Raw genomic sequence first — 17,602 nt, forward strand, 5'->3', positions numbered from 1 at the left:
CACAGGCGGCGTACGCCACGCCATACGGCGGTGCGTGGCCGGAAGCCGCCACGGACCGTATCGCTCCGCTACGTGACGTCACTCATAGTTGACGCACAGCCCATATCGAGATCGCCCCCCGATCACTACCGTCCGGTAAACACGCAAGCGAGCGCCACCCCTCCCGTCTGTGCAACGAGAGCGGAGAACCCGATGGCACCCACCCTCATCCTCAAGCCCGGGACAGCGTGGTCCGACGCCTGGCAGCGATGCCTCGCCGTCGCACCGGAGGCGTTCCGGGACGACCGCGTACTGAACCTCTGGAACGGCACCTGGCAGGCCGACGGCCGCCCCCTGCCCGCCACCAGCCCCGTCGACGGCAGCCCCATCGCCGGACCGCCCCGGCTCGACGCCCCGACCGCCCAGTCGGCCGTACGCGCCGCCCTCGACCAGCACCGCGCCTGGCGGCAGGTGCCGCTGTCCGAGCGCCGGGCAAGGATCACCGCCGCCCTGGACGCCCTCACCGAGCACCGCGAACTGCTCGCCCTGCTCCTCGTCTGGGAGATCGGCAAGCCCTGGCGGCTCGCCCAGGCTGATGTGGACCGCGCCATCGACGGGGTGCGCTGGTACGTCGACGGAATCGAGCCCATGCTCGACGGCCGCGCGCCGCTCGACGGCCCGGTCAGCAACATCGCCAGCTGGAACTACCCCATGAGCGTGCTCGTCCACGCCATGCTCGTCCAGGCTCTGGCCGGGGACGCGGTCATCGCCAACGGCGGCCTCGCCTGCCTGACCCTGGCCTGTGCGCTCATCCACCGCGAGGGCGTCCCCGTCACGCTGGTCAGCGGCAGCGGCAGCGAACTCTCCGAGGCGCTCGTCCGCTCCCCGGAGATCGGCTGTGTCTCCTTCGTCGGCGGCCGCGACACCGGCGGGCGCGTCGCCACCGCCGTCGCCGACCTCGGCAAGCGCCACATCCTGGAACAGGAGGGCCTCAACACCTGGGGCGTGTGGGAGTACGGCGACTGGGACACCCTCGCCGGCCACATCCGCAAGACCTTCGACTACGGCAAGCAGCGCTGCACGGCCTATCCGCGCTTCGTCGTCCAACGGTCGCTGTTCGACTCCTTTCTCGCCGCCTACCTCCCGGCCGTACGGTCCGTGTGCCTCGGCCATCCGCTGGCCGTCGCGTCCCCCGACGACCCGCTGCCCGAACTGGACTTCGGGCCGCTGATCAACGCCGCGAAGGCCAAGGAGCTGGGCGACCAGGTGGCCGAGGCGATCGACCGCGGCGCCGTACCCCTGCACCGTGGCGGCCTCGCCGACGGCCACTTCCTCCCCGGGCAGGACACCTCCGCGTACATGCCGCCCGTGACGCTGCTGAATCCGCCGCCCAGCTCGCCGCTGCACCACGCCGAGCCCTTCGGCCCGGTCGACTCCATCGTGCTCGTGGACACCGAGGCCGAGCTGCTCGCGGCCATGAACGCCAGCAACGGCGCGCTGGTCGCCACCCTCTCCTGCGACGATGAGCGGACCGCGACCCGCCTCGCGACCGAGATCCGCGCCTTCAAGGTCGGCCTGGGCAAGCCCCGTTCCCGCGGCGACCGGGACGAACTCTTCGGCGGCTTCGGCGCCTCCTGGCGCGGTGCCTTCGTCGGCGGGGAGCTGCTCGTACGGGCCGTGACACAGGGCCCGGAGGACGAGCGCCCGCCGGGCAACTTCCCGGACTACCACCTGATGCCCGCCTGAGAGCCGGGCCCGCCGCCGTACCCGAGCCTCGCCGCGGCGTGCCCGCAGGGGGCTGCGCACGCCGAGACAGCGGCGGTGGGGATCAGCCGATGCCCTGCCGGTCGGGCCGCATCGAGAACGCCCGGTCGGCAGGTTCGGGCAGGGCGCGGGCCACGGCCCGCTCGAGGAGCGCCCGGTGCCGCAGCAGCGGCTCCCGGCGCCCCTCGGGCGCCGTCGGCAGCAGATCGTCCAGCGCGGCCACCAGCCGCCGTGACACCTGCGGTGCACCCGCCCCGGCGTGGCGGATCTCCACCAGGGCCAGATCCAGGAGCTCCGCCCAGCCGGGCAGCGGTTGCACGAGACGCAGCACGCCGTCGCCGTCCAGGTGGTGCACCTCGCCCAGCGGCCGCTCGACCAGGGCCGCGAGCAACTGGTGGAGACGGTCCAGGGCCTGTACGGCCGTCGAGGGGTCGTTGATCGCGGGGGAGAGGGCGCGCAGCGCGATGTCCGAGAGCTGCCGCAGCCCGTATCCGAGGTCCTGGTGGAACGTGCGTTCCACTCCGACCTGGAGGGCGAAGCGCAGCCGTCGGACGGCCGGCACCGGCCCGCCGTGGACCGTGCACACCGGGGTGCCCGGCACGATGAAGTCGCCGATCCTCGGCTCCAGCCGCACCACCACGTCGTGCCGGCGGGCGAGCCGGACGAGCCGCGCGACATGGATGCCCCGCAGCACCCCGGCGGGTCCGGAGTAGGTGATCCGCCCGTCGGCCGGCGGGAGGACCGCGCGCTCTTCGGCGACCGTGAGCAGCCGGTGCTCGCCGAGCACGGCCAGGGACTCGCGGGCCACCCTGTCGATCACCTGGGTGACGCGCATGAGCCGCAGGATGGAGTGCACATAGGCGATGAAGAGCAGCAAGCTGATCATGACCAGCGCCAGGCCCACGATCCCGGACACCACCGGCACCGAGGTCACGGTCCTCGGATTCGCGGCGCCCTCGTTGCCGAACTGGACCAGCAGGGTGAAGGCGAAGGTGGCGAGAAAGACCGCGAACGTCACCCGGGTGATCCGGCTGCGGACGTAGAGCCGCAGCACCCGCGGGGAGAACTGGTTGGCCATCTGCAGCGCGACGAGCGAGATGGAGAAGACCACGCCGATGAAGGTCAGCATCGATGAGCCGACGGTGTTCAGCAGCGCCTTGGCGTCGTCGGAGATCCTGATCAGATCGTCGATCGCTTCGGTGTCGCCCCCCTCCCGCAGCAGATCGACCACCAGGGAGTCACCGGCCGTGGTGAGAACCGCCAGCACGATCGCGCCGAGCAGCCCCAGCACAGGAGCGAACCAGAACGCCTCCCGCAGCCACTCCCGCAGCGGCGAGAGACGCGGAGGACGCCGCCGCATACGCCGTCCGATCACCGAATGTGTCATGTCGGGCACTGTATGTCCGCCCGGCGGTCACCCCGGCGCTGTCACGGCCGGGCAGCCGCGCCGAGCCCTCCGGACCGGCCCGGACCTCGGGATACGCGGGTGAAAGCTCCGTCGAACCCCTGGTATCGTTATGCCTGTCGCCGCGGGGAACTGCGGCTCATCACCTGGTCCGGGTGGCGGAATGGCAGACGCGCTAGCTTGAGGTGCTAGTGCCCTTTATCGGGCGTGGGGGTTCAAGTCCCCCCTCGGACACCACGGGGACGTTCACGGGATCGTCCCGCTTTCGTTCGCGCATGACCGGCTGGGCCCTGAGCTCGCCGGTCATTCGTCGTTCGTGGGCCGTTTGCGCCCTGGGTGCGGCGCGGGAAACGGTGCGGCTGTTCACCTCGTCGGTGAGCCGAGCGGGATGGGCCATGAGCCAGGACGTCAGGACGGGCGCGGCGGACTGGTCAGTTCCTTGCCGAGCCGGTCGACCAGCTTGTGCATGCTGTAGGTGACGGCTTCCATGTCGACGTCCTGCCCGGCGGAGACCGCCAGATAGGCGCCTGTGCCGGCGGCCACCAGAAAGACGTACCCGTCGACGAACTCGACCAGTGTCTGCTGCCACGGCGAGGCCTCCTGTGCGCAGAACTCGGCGGTGGTGCGACTGATCGACTGCAGTCCGGACAGCGCCGCGGCTTGCCGTTCGGCCTCGTCGCGCTCGATGCCCTGGGAGTGGGCGCGGAGCATGCCGTCCGCGGAGAGCAGGATCGCGTGGCGGGCTTCCGGGACCCTGAGGACCTCGTCGAGCATCCACCCGAGTTCGTCGGGCATATGGCCGGTCATTCCCGGGCCTTCCCTTCGCTGTCGGGAGAGGCGTCGCGGCCGGAGCGGGTGCCGCGGGCGAAGGCGCTCATGCGGGATGCGGTCTCGGCGGCGGGGCGGGCCGGTGCGGAATCGGAGCGGGCCTGGTCCGCGGGGTCGCCGGCCGCCTGGTGCTGCGGTGTACGCCGGCGGCGCTTGGGCAGGCCTCCGACGGTGGACGACGGGGCTGTCTCCGCCTCGGGTGACGATTCCGCGGACGGCCGGAGGCCGGCGGCTGCCGTGGCGGAACCCGGCTGGGCTGCTGCGTCCGCGACGGCTCCGGCCTCGGGTGGTCCGGGTGACCCCGGCTCCGGAGCGGGCGGTCCCTCGGCCTCCAGCGCGGGGATCGGCGGGCCCATGAAACGCACCCGGTTGAGCAGCGCGTTCGGGAGAAAGAGCACGGCCCGCACACCGCCGTACGGAGACTGCGAGTCGACCGAGACGCTGAATCCGTACCGGGCGGCAAGTGCGCCGATGACGGCGAAGCCGAACTTCGGTGGAGCGCCGAGCCGGTTGATGTCGATGTCCGCTTGGCCGGACAGGCGCCGTGCGGCTTCCTCGATGTCTTGCGCATCCATGCCGACGCCGGCGTCGTCGACGACGATGCTGACGCCGTTGTAGGCGGGCTGGATACCGACTTCGACAGCGGTGTTGGGCTGGGAGTGCCGCGCCGCGTTGTCCAGCAGCTCGGCAACCGCAAGGACGGCAGGCTCGACAGCCCGGCTCACCACGTCCATGTCGACCCGGGAGTGCACCGTGACGCGTCGGTAGTCCCGGATCCTCGACGTCGCACCGCGTACGACGTCGAGCAGCGGTGACGCGCCCCGCTGCCGCCCGGGCCATGAGCCGCAGAGCACGGCGATGGCCTGCGCCCTCCGGCCGAACTGCGAGTTGGCGTGGTCGATCTCCAGGAGATCCTGGAGCACATCGGGGTTGTCGTGCCGGTCCTGCATGTCCGAGATCGCCAGCTGCTGCTCGTTGGCCAGGGCCTGCAGGGCGCGCATCGCCGCCTTCAGCGTTGTCTTCGTCGACTTGTCCGCCCGGGACTGTGCGGCCGTGGCCACCCCGGCGAACTGCTGGATGATCTCCTGCAGGTTCCTTCCGTACGTCGTGCCGACGAGATCCGCGTGGAGCGGGCCGGGCACGGGCGTCGTACCGTGCGCCGCCTCGGCCAGAGCAGGGAGCCGAACTTCGGCGAGGTGCCGGACCTCCTCTTCACGGGCGAGCAGGCCGGCTTCGTGGATCGTCAGTCGACGGCGCAGGATGGCGCTGATCCGGTGCTGGCGTACCAGGAGCGACAGTCCGGCGAGCGTGACCGCGGCAAGGCACCAGAACACCGCCTCCGGTATGTCGTGTGTCATCAGGTCCTCGTGAAGGGGTAGTGCGGCAAGCCCGGAGGAAGCGGGACAGACAGAAACCGGCTCTGAGGACCCATCGGATTTCGATCGGCCGGGCCGGACGGGGGCACCGTGGCGTTGGTGATGCCAGGGGCCACCCGCGTCCATCAGGGGGCGTTGGAGGCCTGATCATGCTAGGTCCGACGTGCGGCTTCAAGCGCGGGGCGGGAACAAATGGATCTCAACGCATCGCTACTGCCTGGTAACTGTCCGTCCGTTACATCGGGTATGCCGGACAATTCATGCCCCAGCAGTGCTGACGCGATGGGCCATGACCAGGTAATTGCCGTAGAAGGGTCGGGTCATCCGTTCAGCCCGCAACTGCGAAACGAGTCGACAGGGACGGTCAGCTGAGGTTGCAGTTAAGTGAGAAGACTCAGTTTGGGTACTCTTCCGGGAGGGGGAGCCGCACCCGGGGGCGATCTCTTTCCTCTGCGGCACCGAACCTGGAGTAATTTCTTCGAGCCTCGCTCAATGAAACTCGATTGGGTCCGCCAATGTATTCGTCTGCGTTATGGTCGTCCTGGCCGTCGTCCTCCCATCCGCAAACTGGGCAGATTTCATACCATCCTCTGCGTCCGAGCGTGAGAAATCCGCAACAGGGGCAAGGGGATTTGCCTGCGGAGTTCGCTTGGTTGGCATACATCAGAGTTCCCTCGGGTCGTTTCTTGGTGCGGATCAAAACAGCAGTTCCGTGCCTGTAGCTCGCTCGTCCCAGTATCTCCTGGCGTTTGCTCTTGTGGAGTTCCCGTCGCGATCGAGTGAGCTGTCGAAGAACGTAATTATCTTTCCTGTGTTGCGGTCCTTTGTCCCGAATTCATTCGTTGATGGGTCCCAGCGGTATATCTGTCCTCTAATGAGGTCCTCCTTTTCTCGCACGCCCTCTGCCCGTGGCCCCAGCATGAAATCGCGAGCGGCTTCTGCATAATCTTCTTCAGTGTAGTAACCCAGGTCTCGGCCGTGCCGCCCATAATGATCACTCAGGCTGGCTTCGCTCGTCCAAGCCTTCTTAGCGCATTCTTCCGGTGCGAGTCCGAGAGAGTCGGTCCAGGTATGCGGATTGGTGACGTACGTCGCCGGGTTGGGGGCGGGCGTGAGGCCCAGCGGGTCGGGGGTGAGGTAGCGGGCCGTTTGGGGGTCGTAGGTGCGGAAGTAGTTGTGGTGGAGTTGAGTTTCGGGGTCGAAATACTGGCCGGGGAAGCGGAGGGGGGTGTGGGCGGTGGCGTCTGCGCTCCAGACGGTGGAGCCCCATAGGGTGGTGCGGGTGCGGGCGGCGATGGTGCCGGTCTCGTCGAGGAGTTCGGTGGGAGTGCCGACGAGGTCGGTGATGATGGCGAAGAAGCGCTGGTCGACCTCGTGTTGGGGGGCGTGGGCGGCGGTGAGGCGTTCGCGTTGGGTCAGGGGAGTGAGGCCCTGATGGTCCCAGGTGATGGTCGCTTGAGTTGAGCGGCCGCGGACGAGGGTGGTCTGCTCGCACAGGGTGGCGCCGTCCCAGGTGAAGTCCACCTGTTCCAGGACCGTTTGGTGGTCGTCGGCGAGGCGCTGTTTTGATGTGCGGCGGCCCAGCGGGTCGTAGGTGTAGCGCCAGACCGTGCCGTCGGGGGTGGTGCAGGCGATCAGGCGGTCTTCCGCGTCCCAGGTGTAGCGCCACGTGTCGGGTTTGCGGGAGAGGCGGGTCTTCTGGCGCAAGGTGGTGCGGCCCGCCGCGTCGTATTCGTAGCGGATGCCTCCTGCTCGGGTGACGCGGGTGCCGGTGTAGGTGCGTTCGCCCCGGGCTTCGGGGGCCGGGTGGCGGTCGGGCCAGGTGGCGTGGGTCTGGTTTCCGGCCGCGTCGTAGGCGTAGGTCTCGGTCCAGTTGTGGGCGGAGACGGTGGTGACGCGGCCGGCGGTGTCGAGCTCGAACCGGCGGGCACCGTTGAGGTGATCGTCTATGCCGGTGAGGTTGCCGTCCGCGCGGTAGGTGTACGCGCGGTGCTGGATGGTTTCAGCGGCTGAGGTGACGTGCTGGTCGGTGAGGCGGCCGAGGGCGTCGAATGAGTGGTCGAAGGTGATATCGCCGAGGGTGCGGGAGATTTCCTGGCCGAGCGCGTCGTGCGTGAAGGCGAGGGTGCGGCCGGAGACGTCGAGTCCGGTGCGCTGCCCGGCCGCGTCGTAGGTCCATTCACTCACCGCGCCGGTGGGGGTGGTGCGGGATATGCGGCGGCCCAGGGTGTCGTAGCTGAAGGTGGTGGTGCGACCGTTCACCGTCTCGGCGACGGCTCGTCCGAACTCGTTGCGGGTGTAGGTGACTTCGCTGTCCGGGGCGGCGATCCGGGTCAGGCGCCCGGCAGCGTCGTACGTGAAGGTGGTGAGCTCACCGTCGACATCCTTGGTGGCTGTGCGCCCCAGTGCGTCGTGGGTGAAGCGGATCGTGTGGCCGAGCGCTGTGGTGCGTGAGGTCAGTCGGCCCGCCGCGTCGTGCGTGTAGGTCTGGGTACGGGCGTCGAAGTCCGTTTCGGATATCAGACGTCCGGCCTCGTCGTACTCGTAGCGCCAGGTCAGGCCCTGGGGGTTGGTGACCTTCATGAGCTTGAGTTCGGTGTCGTGGATGAACTCGTGGCGTGCCCCGTCCGGGTCGGTGCGCGCCTTCAGCTGGTCGAAGTGGCCGTACTCGAATGTGGTGACCTGACCCATAGGGTCGGTGTGTGCGGTGCAGTTGCCCTCGCCGTCGTAGGTCCAGGCTTCCCGGGTGGAGTCCGGGTTCAGGCGGGTCGCGAGGCGTCCTTCGGGGGTCCACTGGTAGGTGGTGGTCTTGCCGAGGGGGTCGGTGACGGAGGCGGTGCGGCCGAAGCGGTCCCGGCGGAAGGACGTGACGGCGCCGAGCGGGTCGGTGACCGTCAGCGGGAGTCCCGCCGCGTCGCACTCGATACGCGTGATGCTTCCCAGCGGGTCGGTGACCGAGGTGAGGTGGCCACGCTCGTCGTAGGTGAAGCGGGTGGTCTGGCCGGTGGGGTCCGTGACGGCAATCCGGTTGCCCTTGGCGTCGTACTCCTGCCGGACGGTCCGGCCATCCGGGCCGGTGACCTCCGCGGGGAGGCCGAGGTCGGTGTAGGTGGCGGTGCTGGTGGAGCCGTCCGGGTGGACGACCGAGACGAGGCGCCCCTCCTCGTCATACGCGAGCCGCCTGGTCGCGCCCAGCGGGTCGGTGATCTCGAGCGGCCGGTCGTGCGTGTCGTAGGTGGTGCGGGTGGTGTTGCCGAGCGGGTCGGTGACGGCGACGACCTGGAGGCGCTCGTTGACGAGGTACCGGGTGCTGAAGCCCTGTCCGTCGGTGTGCGTGGTGGTGCGGTGGCCGGTCTCCGGATCGACCTCGTCGTAGGTGAACCGGTTCGCGAAGTGTCCCTCTGCGCCGGACTGGGAGGTGCAGCGGTGACGGGGGTCGTAGGCGTACTCGTAACGGGAACCGTTGGAGTCCACCCAGGCGGTCATCCGGTGCTCGGTGTCGTACTCGAACCGGGTCACCGCGCCGGTGGAGTTGGCGACACTGGTGAGGTTGCCTGCCTCGTCGTGCCCGTAGGACATCACCAGTTGGTCCGAGCCGTCGTCGCCCGCGCCCGCCAAGTGCAGGGCGCTGAGACGGCCCTGCTCGTCGGTGGTCAGCTTCAGCTCGTATCCGGCACTGTGGCGGATCGCGTACGGGGTACCGGTCTCATCCTCGTAATCGAAGGTGATCCGGTGCCCGTTGCGGTCGGTGATCTCATCGAGCAGGGCGAGTCCGGGGGCGTGCAGGGCGTCACTGAAGTAGCGGGTCCGACCCGTCTCCGGGTCGTTGACGGCCCAGTCACCCTGCATCGTGCGCATCAGCGGCCAACGCGGACCATGCTTCGGGAGCACCCGCTCACCGGTCTCCGGGATCGCGTAGCGCAGCAACATCCCGGTGTCGGTGACGAAGACAATGCTTCCGGCGTCGATCTCCAAGCGCTGGTCCACCGTGGAGGACCAGGACGGCCCGATATGCCGTCCGATGCGGGTCGATGACTCGTATTTACGGGTGAAGATCAGCGGCAGGGCGCCGGGCAGCGCGATGTCGGTCTGGGACAGGAACACCTTGCCCGTGGCCAGGTCGACCGGGTCGGTGCCATCTGTGCACTTGCCCTCGTCCCTGCGGGTCTTGTCCTGAGGATGGTCGGCGTCCGCCTCCTTGGCGGCCTCGCTCTTCGAGGGCACCTTGGACTGGGCACCCCTCGAGTTGGGCGCCCCGTCGCCACCGCTGCCGCTGCCTGGGTGGCCCGGGCCCTTCCTGCCGCCCCCGCCTCCGCTGCTGCCTGGGCTGCTGGGGCCCTTGTCGCCCTTGCCGATGCCTTGGAAGCTGTCAGCGAGTTTGTCGTCGTTGTCGCGGTGGTTCTTGGCCATCTGCTTGAGGCCGCGGCGCATGTTGTCGTCGAGGTGTTTGGCGGAGGTCTTGGCGGCGTTCTCGATGCCGTCGATGACCTTGTCGAGCATGGCGTTGGCGGCGTCGGCGATGGGGTCCTTGCCGCGGGTGCGGCCGTGGTGGCTCTTGGCTCTGGAGATCTTGCCGCCGGCCTTGTCCCGGAAGCCGCCGCCGACACTGTTGAGCTTCATGTCGAGCTCGTCGTACTCGTTCGGGTCGAACCTGAACCCGCCCGCAGCACCACCGCCCCCGCCATTCCCGCCGCCGCTGCCGCCCTTGGCGCTGAGGAGCTGCATTCCGGCGGCTTCGTTGACGCCGCCCTTGCCGGCTTTGGCGGTCCGGCCCAGGTCGACGCCGTCCTGTGTGCCCAGGGCGTTCGAGCCGAGCTGGACCACCAGGTCTCCGGCCATCGAGCCGAGGGCCTCGTAGACCGGGCCCATCGCCATGTCGACGACCTGTGAGGCGACCTCCTGACAGACCTGCTGGAAGATCTCCCTCACGATCGTCCGCGTTGCCTGCGTCGCCGCGAGTCCACCGAGGGCGGATAGGCCCAGGGTGAAAGGAGCGGAAGCCGCCGCGGCGGCGATCTCCGCTGCAAGGATGCCGAGTTGGACCAAGGTGGCGATTTTGGCGCCCTCGATCAGCAGGGCCACACCGTCCAGCGCGTTGGCGGTCAGGCGGCCCGCCTCGGCAAGGTTGGTCAGGTGGGTGTCCTTGACCTTGGACCAGTGCATGTTGAGGGCTTCAGTGGCCAAGCCTCCGCCGCCTGCCGACACCAGCTGCTGTATGGCGGTGTGTGCTTCGGTGGCACCATCGTCGATGTCGCCCGCAAACTCACGCATGGCCGTTGACATCTCGCGGTAGTCGTCCTCGTCGACATTCGGCCAGGAGACCCCGATCAGATCCAGCAGCTCATCCGCCCAGCCAGGCAGGACAACACCCACGACAAGAACCCCCGTTCGATCATGATCCGATGAAATGTAACGTCAGGGCTGCTTGCCGAACAAGTGACCAATGAGTCAAAGGGTTACGTCATCCGGCAGGTGCGGCCCGGCACCTTCTTGCTCCCGGCGTAGCCCGGCGTTGCGGCCGGACCGAGGCGGCGGTCCGCAGTGACCGCGAGTCGACCGGTGCGCTGTGCAGGCCGGGTCACCGGCCTGCGAGGTCAAGCTCGGCCCAGACCGTTTTGCCGCTGGGAAAGTACTCCTCGGTTCCCCAGCGGTCGGCGATTGCGCCGACCAGGAGCAGACCGCGCCCCGACTCGCTGTCCGGCTGAGTGGCGGGCCCGACAACGGGCAATTTCTCGCCGCGGGTGTCGGTGATCCCGATACGGAGGGTGCCTGTCGTGGCGTCGAGCGTGAGGGTGAGCCGGAAGTCCCGGCCCTGTACGCGTCCGTGCAGCGCAGCGTTGGCGGCCAGCTCGGCAACGATCTGCTCGGCCCGTTCGCTGACACCGTGAGGCACCGGCCAGGTGCGGAGCCGCTCGACGGTGAGCAACCGGGCGAGACGGGCCCCGCGCCGCGTGGACGACAGCAGCTGGGCAAAGGTTCGTACGGTGGTGGGGAGTTGGGGTGTGGTCGCGCTCATGAGGCCACGGTGGCGGGCGATCACCAGGCTTCGCCAGCGCTGCGCCCCGTACGCTGCGTCAGCGTACGAGCACGTTCGGTGGACGGTACGCCGATCTTTCCGTCACGCTGGGTGAGTCGATCGCGGGGACACCGCATGAACAGCACCTGGAGGGGCCGTGTATGACGACTGACCATTCCTGTGCGCCGGGAGACGCCGACTGGGAGCGGGAGCCCGACCACTCGGACAGTCTGGGGACCTTCGGGGCCGTCGTCCAGGCCCTGCGCGAGCATGCGGGGCTCAGCCGGGTCGAATTCGCGGAGCGGGTCCGCTTCTCCAAACACACCGTGGAGTCGGTGGAGCTGGGTCGGCGGATGCCCGACGAGTCCTTCGTGGAGCGGGCGGAGGAGGCCCTGGGCGACACCGGCGCGCTGCGGAAGGCGGCCAGATATCTGACGCGCGGTGAGCCGGGGCTGGCGGCGTGGTTCCGGCGGTGGGCGCGGCTGGAGAAGGTGGCGGTCAGCCTGTGTACGTACGAGTGCAGGCTGGTGCCAGGGTTGTTGCAGTCGGAGGGGTACGCGCGGGCCCTATGCGAGAACGACATTCCTCCCCTGACCGACGAGGCGTTGGAGGCCACGGTCGCTGCCCGCATGGAACGTCAGAGGTTGCTGCGTGAGAGGTCCAACACCACGTTTGACTTCGTCATTGAGGAGGCTGTCCTCATGCGCCGCCTCGGAGGAGTCGACGTCACTCGCGAACTGTTCGATCACATCCTTGAGCTCAGCTCCTTGCGGAACGCCACGCTTCAGGTCATGCCTGCGGACAGCGAGCACCACGCATGCCTTGCCGGGCCGGTGCGACTTCTGGAAACGCCGGACGGTCGCAGGCTCGCGTACTCCGAAGGGCAGGAGAACGGCCGCTTGATTGCTGACCAGAAAGAGGTCAGCCGGATCCAGATGCGCTATGCGAGACTGCGTTCGCAGGCCCTTTCCCCGAAAGACTCCGCGGGTCTGCTGGAGCGGATGCGAGGAGCGCTATGAGGACGACGGAACTCGCCTGGTTCAAGTCCAGCCACAGCAGCGCCCAGGGCGACGACTGTGTGGAGGTCGCCGTTACCGAAGGGGTCATCCACGTACGGGACTCCAAGGACAAGGGCGGTCCTCGCCTCAGCATCGGTCGTGACGAGTGGGCGCGGTTCGTCCGCTTCGCCGCGGACAGCTGAGCCCGACCCCTGGAGGAACCGTGCGCAGGCCCTCTCGCCGAAAGGCTCCGCGGGTCTGCTGGAGCGGATGTGAGGAGCGCTATGAGCACGACGGAACTCGCCTGGTTCAAGTCCAGCTACAGCGGCACGCAGGGCGACAGCTGTGTGGAGGTCGCCGTTACCGAAGGGGTCATCCACGTACGGGACTCCAAGGACAAGGGCGGTCCTCGCCTCAGCATCGGTCGTGACGAGTGGGCGCGGTTCGTCCGCTTCGCCGCGGACAGCTGAGCCCGACCCCTGGAGGAACCATGCGCAGGCCCTTTCCCCGAAGGACTCCGCGGGTCTGCTGGAGCGGATGTGAGGAGCGCTTTGAGCACGTCTGAATTCGCCTGGTTCAAGTCCAGCCACAGCGGCAGCCAGGGCGACGACTGCGTGGAGGTCGCCGCTACCGAAGGGGTCATCCACGTACGGGACTCCAAGGACATGGACGGTCCTCACCTCAGCATCGGCCGTGACGAGTGGGCGCGGTTCGTACGGTTCGCCGCGCACGGCTGAGTCCGCGTTACCGCACGCTGGACCTCGGCCGTCCGGGGCCTACGTGGCCGGCGCACTGGGGCCGGTCTCGGGCAGCCGGCGCACCTCGCCCGTGCCGAGAGCGACCGTGGCCCGCGGCCGCATGGGCTCGTCGGCCCGGCGTGACAGCAGGACGAGCTCTCCGACCGTCGCCGTCATGGTGTCGAGCCGGGCGTCGCACTCGGCGGCCACCCGCTGTGGGTCCCGGGTCCGGCCCAGGGACAGGTGCGGGGTGAAGCCCTTGACGCGCCCATGGCACCTTGGGAACCGTTCCACCAGCGCGCTGTAGAGCCTCTCCCACGGCGCCTTGCCGTCTGCCGCCGGGTCGATCCATACGGTGGAGTACTCCCGGTGCCGGAAGGTGTGCACTCCGTGCAGCCGGGCGGTGAAGACCGGCGTCTCGGCCGCCGCTGCCGCGAGCGGCGGGGCCGCCCGCTCGAAGTCGGACTCCGGCACGAACCCGAACAGCACATTGACATGCGGCGGCCAGCGGCGGATCTGCGGATCGTGCTCCCGGCGGATGGTCTGGATCGGCGGCCACAGCTCCTGGGGCGGGATCCACGCCAACGCTGTGCGAGGCGTCGGGGAGACGTCGAAGACGCCGGTGGGGTCGCTCCCGCCGAAGCCCAGGTGCGCTTCCACGCCATGGTGGTCCGATACGTATGGGCCCTCCGGGGCATGTGAGTCGCCCCGCGAGGCGTTCCCGGTCGCGCCGTCCGCGGGGGGCCACCCGGCTGCCGGGTCCCGCATCCGGCCGGCGGGCGACGCATCGATGCGGTCCACACCCGTGGCACGGTCCCACACCACCTCGCCGTCCGCCTCGATGAACAACACCCGGTGCCACGGGATGTCGCCGCCGGGTACGAAGTCGGGCAGCGGGATTCGCTCGGGGGAGGCCCCGCGCTGCCTGATGCCCAGCACGAATCGGGCGGGGTCGAACCGCGGGTCCCATAGGACCTGGTGATAGATCTCCGCGCTGGTACGCATCACCGCTCCTCTCCCTCCAGATCCTCTCCCTCCAGAGTGCCGTGGACGTCGTCGATGGCGCTCCAGCTCCGACGTGCCAGGTCCGGTACGCCTCAGCCCTGTCGTCCACGGGGCCGTGGCCGCGGGCTCCTCCAGGGACGTGGGGGCGGCCCGGGGGCGGCGGGCGCTGCGGGCGGGCTGGCCGGGTCGATGCGCCGGGGTGCGGCGGGGGCCCGCCGCGCAGCTGTCCCAGCCGAGGACCGCGCGGGCTGCTGTTCCGGCCGAGGACCGTGCCGCACCCATGGCTGGTTCTCTGGTACTACCGACGCATGGGGATGGAGCGGTTCATCGGCATCGACCTCGCTTGGGCGGAGAGCGGAGCCCGTACCAGGCCCAATGAGACAGGCGTCGCGGCCGTCGACCGTCGCGGCGTGGTGATCGATTGCGGCTGGACCTGTGGGCTCGGAGAGACCATGTCATGGCTTGCCGAGGTGGCGGTCGACGGATCGACCCTGGCCTTCATCGACGCGCCGCTGGTCGTTGACAATGCGGCCGGCCAGCGGCCGTGCGAGCGGGAGGTCGGCCGGCGGTACGGCCGGTGGAAGGTGAGCGCCAACAGCACCAACCAGAACTCCCCCCGCCGGGCCGGAGTGCTCCTGCGTGAACGGCTGCGGGAGTCGGGCTGGGCCTACGACGACGGCAGGGGCGGGCCGCCGACGGGCGGGCTGGTCATGTCCGAGTGCTATCCGTACACGACCTTGGTCGGAGCCGTCGAGTTGGGCTACGACCAGGAACGCCCCAGGTACAAACGCCGGCCGGCGCGAGTGCCGACGGCACAGTGGCGAGCGGTGCGCGCCGAAGAGTGCGACACGCTGATCGCGCGCATGGCGGGCCTGGCCACCGTCGATCCGCCCCTCGTGCTCTCCTCCCACCCGGTCTCCCGCCGACTGATCGATGAGCCCACTCCTCAGAGGGCGGCTGACTACAAGCATCGCGAAGACCTCATCGACGCGCTGCTGTGTGCCTGGACAGCCGCACTGTGGTCCCGGTACGGATTCGCGCGCTGCCAGGTACTCGGAGCAGACAGCCCTGCACCGGCCGGACGTGCACCCACGATCATCGCGCCTGCCCGCCCCGAGCAGCGGCGTGACCAGGCGTCGCGCTGAACCGGCCGTGAACTCGGCCGGCTCACAGCGGACCCCTGCGCGGGGGTGCAGACGAGCCGCAGACCGAGGAACCGGTAGACCCCGGCCGGTGTCTTCGGTTGTGGCCTGCCGGATGACGGCGGTCGTGGCCTGCCGGATGACGGCGGTCAGATCGCTGACGGAGGGCGGACGCGCCGGGCGATCTCACCGCAGGCCATCAACGCTCCTGGCCGGCAGGATGGCAGGCCGCGTCAGAGGGCGGCCATCAGACGACCGGCATCGGGTCATCAGACGACCGGCATCGCGGTCAGCTTCTGGCCGCGCAGCGCGAACACGCGGTTGCCCGCCCCTGCCACCGACCAGCCGCCCTGCGCGCCCCCGCCCTTCTCGTGGTGCGTCCACAGTGGTTCCCCGGTGTCCTTGCGGAAGGCCTTGAGTCCTTCGGTGCCCCGCTCGGAGGAGACCCAGACGGTGCTGCCCGAGACGGCGGGCGTGCCGAGGAGCGTGTTCTGCAGCTCGCGCACCCACTGCTCGGAGCCGTCCTCGGTGCTGTGGCACCGCAGTTCGCTGCCGGCGACGAGATAGAGGCGGTCGCCGTCGACCGCTCCCACGGACAGGCCGCTGTTGGTCGAGCCGGGCTTGGACCAGCCGCGGTCGCCGTCGCTGAGCCGGAAGGAGCGCACCGACTGACCGCCCAGATAGACCGTGTCCCCGGAGATGTGCGGCGTCCACGCGCTGCCGGACTTTCGGGGCACCGTCCAGGCCTTGCCGCCGTCCGCCTTGTTCAGGGCGACGGCGCCGTACTCTCCCGCCGTCAGCACCAGGCGGTCTCCGCCCGCGACGGCCTCGATGTCGTCGGCTTCGGGGCTGAACGGCATGCGTACGCTCCACAGCGGGGTCGCCCCGGTCTTCGCGACGCGGAGGGCCACCACCTTGCCGGGGTCCTTATAGCTGGGCGCGATGTCGTGGTAGTAGTACACGTCCCCGTCGACCGCGAGCGGGGTGACGATGTCCACGAACTGCTTCCACAGCTTCCTGCCGGTCGTGGGCGAGATCCCGTACAGATTGTCGATGTCCATGGCCAGGAGGAGATCGAGCGACGCGGAGTAGAGCGCGTTGCCGACGCTGTTCACCGTCCACTTCCGCTTCCCGCTGGTGACCGAGTGGGCGACGAGGTCCGGCTGCTGGGTGTCGAGGACGACCAGGTCCCGGATCGTGAGCAGATCGACGCGACCGGTGCCCAGGGTCTTCTTCGGGCCCCACAGCGGGTCGGGCGCCTTCCCCTTCTGGTAGTCGCCCTCGGCGAGCGGGTCCGCGTCCCAGGGGTGCTCGCGCGGCGGGGTCTCGTCACGCAGCATCCACCAGGCGCCGCCTCCGCCCGCCGCCAGCACGGCTCCGCCCGCGGCCAGCCCGGTGACGAAGCGTCTGCGGGACGTGCCCCCCGTCGCCGTGCCGGTACGGGCGTCCGGGTCCGGGAACGTCGCCAACTGGCGCACCCGCTTCTCGGACTCGCCGATCTCCGTGGCCACCGGGCCCTGCTTCCACAGCTTGCCCGCGCCCCGCGGGGCAGCCATGGCCGAGGTGACCTGAGCGGGGAGGGGACGCAGCGCGGGCTCCTTGGCCAGGCACGGCTCGATGAGCTGCCGCAGCCCGGGCGGAAGCGCGTCCAGCCGGGGCTGCCCGTGCACCACCTCGTACTGCACGGCCGCCACATGCCCGCCCCCGTAGGCGGGTGTCCCGGTCGCCGCGTAGACGAGTACCGCGCCCAGCGCGAAGACGTCGCCGGGCGGGCCCGTGCGCTGCCCGAGCACCTGCTCGGGCGCACCGTAGCCGGGGGTGACGGGTATCTGTCCCGTGGTGGTCAGGGTCAGCCCGTGCTCGGGCCGCGCGATGCCGAAGTCGATGACGCGCGGTCCTGCCGACGTCAGCACGATGTTGGACGGCTTGAGGTCGCGGTGCACCAGGTCTGCCGCGTGGATGTCGCCGAGGGTCCGGGCGAGCGCCGCCCCGAGCGCCCGTACGTACGGCTCCTGGAAGGCGCCGTAGCGCTGCACCGCCGTGTCGAGCGTCGGACCGGCCAGGAACTCGGTGGCGATGAACGGCCGTCCGCCCTCGGTCTGCACGGTCAGTACGCGGGCCACGCCCTTGCTCCGTACGGCCTGGGCGGCCTGCGCCTCCCGCAGGAAGCGCTGCGACATCTGCGCGTTGTGGGCGAGCTCGGTCCGCAGCACCTTGACGGCGGCCGTACGGCCGGAGCGGTCGCGTCCGAGATAGACCTTCCCCATGCCGCCTTCCCCGAGCACGGCGATGAGACGGTAGGGGCCGAGTCGGAGGGGGTCGCCGTAGCCGAGGGGGTTCATCCGGTGCTTC

Annotated in this window: 13 protein-coding genes, 1 tRNA gene and 1 pseudogene; 7 read left to right on the plus strand and 8 right to left on the minus strand. The window is 69.5% G+C overall.

From position 1 onward, the window contains the following. The first annotated feature begins 192 nt into the window (after positions 1–192). Entirely contained in the window at positions 193–1,725 is a 1,533-nt protein-coding gene (locus tag ACTWQE_RS06865) for an aldehyde dehydrogenase family protein (protein ID WP_443327905.1), read from the plus strand. Positions 1,726–1,807: 82 nt separating this feature from the next. On the opposite strand, the gene ACTWQE_RS06870 is transcribed toward ACTWQE_RS06865, so the two are convergent. Beyond that, the gene (locus ACTWQE_RS06870) at positions 1,808–3,130 is read right to left on the minus strand and encodes a DUF2254 domain-containing protein (protein ID WP_443327906.1); all 1,323 of its coding nucleotides are present in this window, start codon (positions 3,128–3,130) and stop codon (positions 1,808–1,810) included. A gap of 167 nt (positions 3,131–3,297) precedes the next feature. Between ACTWQE_RS06870 and ACTWQE_RS06875 the strand changes: the two genes are divergently transcribed. After that, positions 3,298–3,385, plus strand: a tRNA-Leu gene (locus ACTWQE_RS06875). Between the two features lie 171 nt (positions 3,386–3,556). On the opposite strand, the gene ACTWQE_RS06880 is transcribed toward ACTWQE_RS06875, so the two are convergent. The 5 genes from ACTWQE_RS06880 to ACTWQE_RS06900 form a co-directional block, all read right to left on the minus strand. Continuing rightward, a complete protein-coding gene (locus ACTWQE_RS06880) occupies positions 3,557–3,955 on the minus strand; it encodes a roadblock/LC7 domain-containing protein (protein ID WP_443327907.1) in 399 nt (132 codons plus the stop codon). Further along, positions 3,952–5,334, minus strand: coding sequence for an ATP-binding protein (locus ACTWQE_RS06885; protein WP_443327908.1), 1,383 nt, complete (start codon positions 5,332–5,334; stop codon positions 3,952–3,954). The genes ACTWQE_RS06880 and ACTWQE_RS06885 overlap by 4 nt, the downstream gene beginning before the upstream one ends. A gap of 412 nt (positions 5,335–5,746) precedes the next feature. Then, on the minus strand, positions 5,747–6,016 hold the full coding sequence (locus ACTWQE_RS06890; protein WP_443327909.1) for a CPCC family cysteine-rich protein: 270 nt from the start codon (positions 6,014–6,016) through the stop codon (positions 5,747–5,749). A 32-nt stretch (positions 6,017–6,048) separates the two neighbouring features. Beyond that, positions 6,049–10,725, minus strand: a complete 4,677-nt coding sequence (locus ACTWQE_RS06895) for a DUF6531 domain-containing protein (RefSeq protein ID WP_443327910.1) — start codon at positions 10,723–10,725, stop codon at positions 6,049–6,051. Positions 10,726–10,930: 205 nt separating this feature from the next. Next, positions 10,931–11,368, minus strand: coding sequence for an ATP-binding protein (locus ACTWQE_RS06900; RefSeq protein ID WP_443327911.1), 438 nt, complete (start codon positions 11,366–11,368; stop codon positions 10,931–10,933). Positions 11,369–11,529: 161 nt separating this feature from the next. Here ACTWQE_RS06900 and ACTWQE_RS06905 point away from each other — a divergent pair, with 161 nt between their 5' ends. From ACTWQE_RS06905 to ACTWQE_RS06920, 4 genes are all read left to right on the plus strand, one after another. Further along, on the plus strand, positions 11,530–12,387 hold the full coding sequence (locus ACTWQE_RS06905; protein WP_443327912.1) for a helix-turn-helix domain-containing protein: 858 nt from the start codon (positions 11,530–11,532) through the stop codon (positions 12,385–12,387). Next, positions 12,384–12,569: a DUF397 domain-containing protein gene (locus ACTWQE_RS06910; RefSeq protein WP_443327913.1), complete on the plus strand. Its 186-nt coding sequence runs from the start codon at positions 12,384–12,386 to the stop codon at positions 12,567–12,569. The genes ACTWQE_RS06905 and ACTWQE_RS06910 overlap by 4 nt, the downstream gene beginning before the upstream one ends. Before the next feature lie 81 nt (positions 12,570–12,650). Then, positions 12,651–12,836 carry a DUF397 domain-containing protein gene (locus ACTWQE_RS06915; protein ID WP_443327914.1) on the plus strand — a complete coding sequence of 62 codons (186 nt, stop codon included), beginning with the start codon at positions 12,651–12,653 and terminating at the stop codon, positions 12,834–12,836. Between the two features lie 81 nt (positions 12,837–12,917). Then, positions 12,918–13,103: a DUF397 domain-containing protein gene (locus tag ACTWQE_RS06920; protein ID WP_443327915.1), complete on the plus strand. Its 186-nt coding sequence runs from the start codon at positions 12,918–12,920 to the stop codon at positions 13,101–13,103. Between the two features lie 54 nt (positions 13,104–13,157). Here ACTWQE_RS06920 and ACTWQE_RS06925 read toward each other — a convergent pair. Further along, positions 13,158–14,108: pseudogene (locus ACTWQE_RS06925) on the minus strand (RNA repair domain-containing protein); the annotation flags it as partial. A 308-nt stretch (positions 14,109–14,416) separates the two neighbouring features. Here ACTWQE_RS06925 and ACTWQE_RS06930 point away from each other — a divergent pair. Further along, on the plus strand, positions 14,417–15,253 hold the full coding sequence (locus ACTWQE_RS06930; RefSeq protein WP_443327916.1) for a DUF429 domain-containing protein: 837 nt from the start codon (positions 14,417–14,419) through the stop codon (positions 15,251–15,253). A gap of 266 nt (positions 15,254–15,519) precedes the next feature. On the opposite strand, the gene ACTWQE_RS06935 is transcribed toward ACTWQE_RS06930, so the two are convergent. Continuing rightward, positions 15,520–17,592 carry a serine/threonine-protein kinase gene (locus ACTWQE_RS06935; protein WP_443327917.1) on the minus strand — a complete coding sequence of 691 codons (2,073 nt, stop codon included), beginning with the start codon at positions 17,590–17,592 and terminating at the stop codon, positions 15,520–15,522. Positions 17,593–17,602: the final 10 nt, after the last annotated feature.

It is taken from the genome of Streptomyces sp. 8N706, assembly GCF_052245415.1.
Taxonomy (GTDB): domain Bacteria; phylum Actinomycetota; class Actinomycetes; order Streptomycetales; family Streptomycetaceae; genus Streptomyces.